General features: G+C 66.6%; 1 protein-coding gene. It reads left to right on the top strand.

Translation table 11 applies throughout. The features are described 5' to 3' along the window. Positions 1 to 320, top strand: a 320-nt coding sequence (locus R5H29_RS00085; protein ID WP_407073503.1) for an AMP-binding enzyme, incomplete at both ends; no start/stop codon positions are given.

Genomic DNA, 320 nt, shown 5'->3' with positions numbered 1-320 from the left:
GGCTGTGCTGGAGCCCGACGGCTATATCCGCATCCGCGACCGCTCGAAGGACGTCATCATCAGCGGCGGCGAGAATATTTCGTCCGTCGAGGTGGAGGAGGTGATCTGCCGCCACCCCGCCGTGATCGCCGCCGCCGTGGTGGCACGGCCCGATCCGAAATGGGGCGAAGCGCCGGCCGCCTTTGTGGAACTGCGGGACGGGCAGGGCGTGACGGAAGCCGATCTGCTGACCTTCTGCCGCCAGCACCTCGCCGGCTACAAAATGCCGAAATCGATTAAGTTCGGCCCGCTGCCCCGCACCTCCACCGGCAAGGTGCAGA

It is taken from the genome of Stenotrophomonas sp. A3_2 (genome assembly GCF_036624925.1).
GTDB lineage: Bacteria > Pseudomonadota > Gammaproteobacteria > Xanthomonadales > Xanthomonadaceae > Stenotrophomonas > Stenotrophomonas hibiscicola.
Note: the sequence above shows the minus strand (reverse complement) of the source record. Positions and strands in the feature narration are given on the sequence as shown.